A 7,535-nucleotide genomic window follows, 5' to 3' on the forward strand; every position below is an offset into this window, starting at 1 on the left:
ATGGTGAAACGTCTGATCGTCGGAGCGCTGCTCGTCGGGGTGGGGGTGCTGGTCGTCCAGTCGATCCCCGACATCAGGCGCTACCTGCGGATCAGGAAGATGTGACGGCCCGCGGGCCGTCACATCGCACGGCGGGCCGTGGCGCACGGCCCGATGGAACCACACGGAACGAGGTGACGTTCAGTCATGCATGAATTCGGGATCGCCGAGGCGATCCTCGACGCGGTGGAGCGACGCGCGGCAGGCCGGCGGGTGGAACGCGCACGGGTGCAGGCGGGTGCCAAGCTCCGCATCACGGAACCCGCGATCAACCAGGCGTTCGCCCTGGTCGCGGACGGGTCACTGGCCGAGGGGGCGCAGGTGGACCTGGTCATCGTCCCCGTGCAGCTCATCTGCCGGTCCTGCGGCCAGACGGCCCAGTCGGCCGACCCCTTCGCCACCTGCCCCGAGTGCGGGGGCACCGATATCGACACCGAGGGCGGCGACGACCTCGTCCTCGAATCCATCCAGATGACGGAGGCCACCCATGTGCCTGGGAATTCCCGGCGAGATCGTGGAAATCCTGTCGGACCGTCCTGACCTGGCCATGGTCGACGTCAGCGGGGTACGGCGCGCGATCAACATCGGCCTGCTGGAGGAGGACTCCCTCGAACCCGGCGACTGGATCCTCATCCACGTCGGGTTCGCACTGTCCAAAATCGACGAGGCGGAGGCCAAGGCCGCGCTCGACTTCCTCGAAAGCATCGGCCAGGCATACGAGGACGAGATCGCGGCCCTCCGAGAATCCATGATCGAACAGGGATGAGATCCGATGCGCTTCGTCGATGAGTACCGGGACGCGGGGAAGGCGCAGACATTGGCCGCGCAGATCGCCGCGCTGTGTGAGCCCGGCCGCGCCTACAAGTTCATGGAGGTGTGCGGCGGGCACACCCACACGATCTACAAGCACGGGCTGGAGGACTACCTGCCCGAGACCGTCACGCTCGTGCACGGCCCGGGCTGCCCCGTCTGCGTCATCCCGATGGGACGGATGGACGACGCCATCCACATCGCCGAACAGCCAGACGTGATCATGACGTCGTTCGGCGACATGATGCGCGTGCCCGGGGGGAACGGGTCCTTCCTCGACGCCAAGGCGCGGGGCGCCGACATCCGCATGGTCTACTCCCCGCTGGACGCCCTGAAGATCGCACGGAGCAATCCCGCCAAACGCGTGGTCTTCATGGCGATCGGCTTCGAGACCACCGCGCCCTCGACGGCGATGACCGTCCTGCGCGCCGAGGCCGAGGGCATCGAGAACTTCTCGATCTTCTGCAACCACGTGATGATCATTCCTGCGATCAAGGCGATCCTGGACTCTCCCGACCTGCGCCTGGACGGCTTCATCGGGCCGGGCCACGTCTCGGCCGTCATCGGCTGCCGGCCGTACGGGTTCATCGCGCGCGACTACGGCAAGCCCCTGGTGGTGGCCGGGTTCGAGCCGCTCGACGTGCTTCACACCGTCTACCGGATCCTGGTGCAGCTGGCCGAGGGCCGGGTGGAGGTGGAGAACCAGTACGCCCGGGTGGTGCCCTGGGAGGGCAACCTGAAGGCACTCGGCGTCATCAACCAGGTGATGGAGCTGCGACCGTACTTCGAATGGCGGGGGCTGGGGTTCATCTCCCAGTCGGCGCTCCGGGTGGCGGAGCGGTACGCCGCCTTCGACGCCGAACGGATCTTCCAGATCCCCGGCGGCCGGGTGGCCGACCCCAAGGCATGCCAGTGCGGCGAGGTGCTCAAGGGCGTGCTCAAGCCCTGGGAGTGCAAGGTGTTCGGCACCGCCTGCACCCCGGAGACCCCGATCGGCACCTGCATGGTGTCGTCGGAGGGCGCGTGCGCGGCCTACTACAACTTCGGCCGCTTCTCCCGCGAGCGCGTCAAGGAGGCGACCCACCGGTGAACGCCGAGGAAGGCACCACCGTCCGGGTGGAGAGCCCAGGCCGCGAGATCGGCCATCCGGGTCCTGAAACAGGGGAGACCGAGACGGATGGGGGTCTGAGCCGTGAACAGCAGGTGCTGCAGCGGATCGAGCGGGTGCGCCACCGCAGAGCACGCGTGCGGGAGGAACGCATCACCCTCGCGCACGGCGCCGGCGGCAAGGCCACGCACACCCTGATCGACGCGGTGTTCCTGGAGTCCTTCCGCAACCCGCTGCTGGAGCCGCTGGAGGACGGCGCGGTCGTCGACGGGCTCGCCTTCACCACCGACTCCTACGTGGTGACGCCGCTGTTCTTCCCGGGCGGGGACATCGGCGACCTGGCAGTGAACGGCACAGTCAACGACCTGGCGATGTGCGGGGCGCGCCCCCGGTACCTGTCGGCCGGATTCATCATCGAGGAGGGCTTCCCCGTCGCCGACCTGCGGCGGATCACCGCCTCGATGGCGGCGGCGGCACGGGCGGCGGACGTGTGGATCGTCACCGGCGACACCAAGGTCGTGGAGAACGGCAAGGCCGACGGCTGCTACGTCACCACCGCCGGCATCGGGACGATGGACCGGCCCATCCGGCTGAGCGCCGCCGCCGCCCGGCCCGGCGACGCGGTCCTCGTGTCCGGCCCGATCGGCGAGCACGGCATCACCGTCATGCTCGCCCGGGGGGAGCTCGACATCGAAGCCGACCTCACCTCCGACACCGCGCCCCTCCACGAGCTGACCGGCCTCCTGCTGGACGCCTGCGGCGACGGACAGGTGCGCTGCCTCCGGGACGCCACCCGCGGCGGGGTGGCGACGGTCGTCAACGAGATCGCCGAGGCCTCCAAGGTCGCGGTCGTCCTGGAGGAGGACGCGATCCCGGTGCGTCCGGCTGTACGCGGGGCGTGCGAACTGCTGGGGATCGATCCGCTCTACGTCGCCTGCGAGGGCCGGATGGTCACGGTGGTCGACGGGCGCTCCGCCGAGGCCGCGCTGGCCGCCCTGCGCTCCCATCCGCTCGGCTCCGCCGCGGCCGTCATCGGGCGGATCAACGACGACCCGCCCGGGCTGGTCCTGCTGAGGACCTCCTTCGGCGGCACCCGCATCGTCGACCTGCTGGTCGGAGACCCCCTGCCCAGAATCTGCTGAGAGCCGGCAACCGGCAGGCGCATCCGGACGCGGTCCCGTCTGCGAAGTGGTCTGCACCGCAGTACGGCACGTCGCCGAGCAGATGGCCGCCACCGGTGCTACAACAAGAACGTCGCCTGACCGCGGGGCCGCCGCTCACGATCCACGATTGGCGGACATCCTCCCCGGCCCAGCGCGCCAGGCCGACATGACCTTCCACCGCGTAGGCACGGCTCCCCTGCGGAGCATCACCGCCGTGCCGTCGACGACCCCTCGACGGCACAGACCGACCGCATCACCCATGAAACGGGAGGACCACCATGGCCGTTTTCCGCTCAGCCCACCGACGCGTCCTGGCCGCCCTGGCGGCGGGCCTCATCACGCCGGTCCTGCCGGCCGCGCTCCCCGCCCAGGCCGCATCCGCCACGACCTCCCCGGACGGACTCGGGGCGGCGCCCGGCACCCACGTCACGGCAGGCCAGGCTCCGCTCCCGGAGACCGCCGCACGCCGTACGCGCATCGCGCCGACCCAGCCGGTGATGCTGGTGAACGGATACACCGGCAAGTGCCTGACGATCGCCGGGGGAGTGAGCACGGCCAACAACGTCGAGGCACTCCAGTACACCTGCGACACCCACCCGTCGCGTCGCTGGACACTGACGGATGTCACCGGCACGGGCTACTACCAGGTCAGGAACGTCAACACCGGCAAGTGCCTGACGATCGCCGGGGGAGTGAGCACGGCCAACAACGTCACCGCCCTCCAGTACGACTGCGACGACCATCCGTCGCGTCGCTGGACGCTGACGGATGTCACCGGCACGGGCTACTACCAGATCACGAACGTCAACACCGGCAAGTGCCTGACGATCGCCGGGGGAGTGAGCACGGCCAACAACGTCGAGGCACTCCAGTACGACTGCGACACCCACCCGTCGCGTCGCTGGACGCTGCGGCTGGCAGGGAACCTGTACGGCTAGAGCCTGTGCGGCTGAACGGGCGCCCTCTCCTGGCCGTCGGCCCCGTCCGGTGAACCGGCGGAGACGCGGGGCACGAGCCGGACGACGACGGACTTCGACGTCGGCGTGTTGCTCCCCTCGGCCGTACTGTCCAGCGGCACCAGCACGTTGGTCTCCGGAAAATAGGCGGCGCAGCAGCCGCGCGCGGTCGGATAGGACACCACTCGGAAGCCGGGCGCCCTCCGCTCCACCCCGTCCTGCCATTCACTGACAAGATCGACCATCTCGCCGTCGGCCAGACCCAGCTGGGCGATGTCGTCCGGATGCACGAACACGACGCGCCGCCCCCCACGGACACCCCGATACCGGTCGTCCAGCCCGTAGATGGTGGTGTTGTACTGATCGTGGCTCCGCACGGTCTGCAGGATCAGCCTTCCCCGCGGAACCCGGAGCACGTCCAGCTGGTTGGCGGTGAACCGGGCGCGTCCCGACGGGGTGGCGAACCGGCGCTCGTCCCGCGGAGGATGCGGCAGGGTGAACCCGTCACGCTCCCGCACTCTCTGGTTGAACTGGGAGAATCCCGGGATCACCCGGGCGATCCGGTCGCGGATCCGGTCGTAGTCGGTCACCAACGACCCCCACGGCACGTGCGGGTCGTCCCCGAAAACGGCCTCCGCCAGTCCGGCGACGATCGCCACCTCGCTCAACAGGTGCTCCGAGGCCGGCTTGAGGCGGCCCCTCGACAGGTGCACCTGGCTCATCGAATCCTCGACGCTGACAACCTGGGGCCCGCTCTCCTGGATGTCGGCCTCGGTCCGCCCGAGCGTCGGCAGGATCAGCGCCCGGCCCCCGGTCACCACGTGTGAGCGGTTCAGCTTGGTGGACACGTGCACCGTCAGCGCGGTGTTCCGCAGCGCGGCCTCGGTCACCGCGGTGTCGGGTGAGGCGGACACGAAGTTCCCGCCCATCGCGAAGAACACCCGCACGCGGCCGTCCCGCATGGCGCGGATGCTGTCCACGACGTCGTGGCCGTGCCTCCGGGGCGGCTCGAAGCCGAACTCGGCGCCCAGCGCGTCCAGGAACGCCGCCGGGGGCTTCTCGTAGATGCCCATGGTGCGGTCACCCTGGACGTTCGAGTGGCCACGCACCGGGCACACGCCCGCCCCCGGGCGGCCGATGTTGCCGCGGAGCAGCAGGAAGTTGACCACCTCCCGGATCGTGGGCACCGAGTTGCGGTGCTGGGTCAGGCCCATCGCCCAGCACACGATGACCCGTTCCGCGCCGAGCACGGTCTCGACGGCACGGCGCAGCTCCTCCTCGGTGAGGCCGGTCGCCTCCGCGACGTCCGCGTCCGACAGGGCGTTCACGTGCGCGGCGTAGGCGTCGAACCCCTCGGTGGACCCGTCGATGAACTCCCGGTCCAGCACCGACCCGGGCTCCCGCTCCTCGGCGCGCAGCAGTTCACGGCCGAGATACTGGAAGAGCGCCAGATCGCCGTTCACCCGGATCCGCAGCAGCTGGTCGCTCAGCGCCGTACCGCCGCCGAGCATGCCCGAGGCCTTCTGCGGGTTCTTGAACCGCCGCAGTCCCGCCTCAGGCAGCGGATTCACGTCGATGATGCGCGCCCCGTTGCGCTTCGCCTTCTCCAGCGCGGAGAGCATCCGCGGGTGGTTGGTCCCCGGGTTCTGCCCCACCACCATGATCAGGTCAGCCTGGTAGATGTCGTTCAGCGTGACACTGCCCTTGCCGATCCCGATCGTCTCGGTCAGCGCCGACCCGCTGGACTCGTGACACAGGTTCGAACAGTCCGGAAGGTTGTTCGTGCCCAGCCTCCGGGCGAACAGCTGGTAGAGGAAGGCCGCCTCGTTGCTGGTACGCCCCGAGGTGTAGAAGGCGGCCTCGTCCGGCGAGCCGAGCCCGGCCAGCTCGTCGGCGACCAGCCGGAAGGCGTCGTCCCAGCTGATCGGCTCGTAGTGGGAGGCTCCGGGACGCAGGACCATCGGCTCGGTCAGCCTGCCCTGCTTCCCCAGCCAGTAGTCGGACTTCTCCCCGAGCTCGGCCACCGAATGGCGGGCGAAGAACTCCCGGGTCACCCGGCGCAGCGTCGCCTCCTCCGCCACCGCCTTCGCGCCGTTCTCGCAGAACTCCGCGAGGTGACGCCCACCGGACGGCTCCGGCCAGGCACATCCGGGACAGTCGAAGCCCGCCTCCTTGTTGACCGACAGCAGAGTGAGCGTGCTGCGCACGACCCCCATCTCGCTGTTCGCATGGCGCATCGAGGCCAGGACGGCAGGGATCCCGGCGGCGGCGTCCTTGGGCGCCGAGATGACCAGTCCCTCGTCACCCGGATCGTCCAGTGGGGCCTGTCGCGTCATGGATCTTCCCTTCTCCGTCCGCCGAGCCAGAGGCACCAGCCGTAAGCCGGGCCTCCGGAACCGGGCCGGCCAGACCTCAGCCCGGGCACCGGTTCTCCGCGGCCCCGCCTGAGCTGCCGCAGCCTGCCCCTGAACCGTACCGTGAAGGCGCATTCTCCCCAACGGGGGATCAACGGCATCGTTCGAGACGCCACCCCTCACAGGGGCGATGAGGACGCACCACCGGCCTGAGCACCGCCCAGCGGCTCGTCGGGTTGCGACCCCTCGTAGGGGCGATGAGGACGTCGGCTCGGAGCAATGGCTGGCCACGGTGTTAAACGTTGCGACCCCTCGTAGGGGCGATGAGGACATCTTTCCAGGTCCATCGCGACAGGTCGGGTTCCGGTTGTGACCCCTCGTAGGGGCGATGAGGACGCTGGAGAATCCCCCGCTGGACCCACGCCTTCCGTGTTGCGACCCCTCGTAGGGGCGATGAGGACTTGCGTGACCTGCCGACCCGTCTGGCGAACGCGGCGGTTGCGACCCCTCGTAGGGGCGATGAGGACCGGTGTCGAGGTCGGCCCGACCGCCAACTATGGGGCGTTGCGACCCCTCGTAGGGGCGATGAGGACGCGGTCGTTCCGCTCACCGGTGGCTTCGTCACCACGTTGCGACCCCTCGTAGGGGCGATGAGGACCGCCCAACGCGGTCGGCGACAAAGCGCGCATCTACCTGTTGCGACCCCTCGTAGGGGCGATGAGGACGAGGGCCCGACCACCGCCATGGGGGAGGATTGGCGGTTGCGACCCCTCGTAGGGGCGATGAGGACCGCCTCATCCGCTGCGGCCCGCTCAGCGTCGACATGTTGCGACCCCTCGTAGGGGCGATGAGGACATGTGCAGCTGGTTGGCCATGACCATGGCCGCCTGTGGTTGCGACCCCTCGTAGGGGCGATGAGGACCGGAAGGACACCCCTCATGACCCTGCTGGCCCAGCTGTTGCGACCCCTCGTAGGGGCGATGAGGACATGCGGCCGGTGGCGTCCCACAGGTTGCGTCCACGGAGGTGGTGTACGAGTTTCCCCAGGTAGTGGGCGTGGCGCCGTGAAATGAGGACGGCCATCGCGTGATCCTTCGAGTGCGAA

At 69.3% G+C, this 7,535-nt stretch carries 7 protein-coding genes and 1 CRISPR repeat array; of the genes, 6 read left to right on the forward strand and 1 reads right to left on the reverse strand.

The annotated features are described in order from the left end of the window. From ACIN94_RS29330 to ACIN94_RS29355, 6 genes are all read left to right on the forward strand, one after another. On the forward strand, positions 1-105 hold the full coding sequence (locus tag ACIN94_RS29330; RefSeq protein ID WP_400712927.1) for a DUF6893 family small protein: 105 nt from the start codon (positions 1-3) through the stop codon (positions 103-105). An 81-nt stretch (positions 106-186) separates the two neighbouring features. Next, a complete protein-coding gene (locus tag ACIN94_RS29335) occupies positions 187-579 on the forward strand; it encodes a hydrogenase maturation nickel metallochaperone HypA (protein WP_400712930.1) in 393 nt (130 codons plus the stop codon). Then, positions 554-805: a HypC/HybG/HupF family hydrogenase formation chaperone gene (locus ACIN94_RS29340; RefSeq protein WP_400712933.1), complete on the forward strand. Its 252-nt coding sequence runs from the start codon at positions 554-556 to the stop codon at positions 803-805. The genes ACIN94_RS29335 and ACIN94_RS29340 overlap by 26 nt, the downstream gene beginning before the upstream one ends. 6 nt (positions 806-811) lie before the next feature. Beyond that, the gene (hypD, locus tag ACIN94_RS29345; protein WP_400712936.1) at positions 812-1,939 is read left to right on the forward strand and encodes a hydrogenase formation protein HypD; all 1,128 of its coding nucleotides are present in this window, start codon (positions 812-814) and stop codon (positions 1,937-1,939) included. Continuing rightward, the gene (gene hypE / locus ACIN94_RS29350) at positions 1,936-3,099 is read left to right on the forward strand and encodes a hydrogenase expression/formation protein HypE (protein WP_400712939.1); all 1,164 of its coding nucleotides are present in this window, start codon (positions 1,936-1,938) and stop codon (positions 3,097-3,099) included. The genes hypD and hypE overlap by 4 nt, the downstream gene beginning before the upstream one ends. A 299-nt stretch (positions 3,100-3,398) precedes the next feature. Further along, positions 3,399-4,058, forward strand: a complete 660-nt coding sequence (locus tag ACIN94_RS29355) for an RICIN domain-containing protein (protein WP_400712942.1) — start codon at positions 3,399-3,401, stop codon at positions 4,056-4,058. Here ACIN94_RS29355 and ACIN94_RS29360 read toward each other — a convergent pair. Continuing rightward, entirely contained in the window at positions 4,055-6,412 is a 2,358-nt protein-coding gene (locus tag ACIN94_RS29360) for an FdhF/YdeP family oxidoreductase (RefSeq protein ID WP_400712945.1), read from the reverse strand. The two genes, ACIN94_RS29355 and ACIN94_RS29360, sit on opposite strands and share 4 nt — an antisense overlap. A gap of 186 nt (positions 6,413-6,598) precedes the next feature. Then, positions 6,599-7,418: direct repeats of the CRISPR family, unit length 30 nt; unit sequence GTTGCGACCCCTCGTAGGGGCGATGAGGAC. The last annotated feature ends 117 nt before the right edge of the window (positions 7,419-7,535 follow it).

This window comes from Streptosporangium sp. NPDC087985 (assembly GCF_044741965.1).
In the GTDB taxonomy this organism is placed as follows: Bacteria; Actinomycetota; Actinomycetes; order Streptosporangiales; family Streptosporangiaceae; genus Streptosporangium.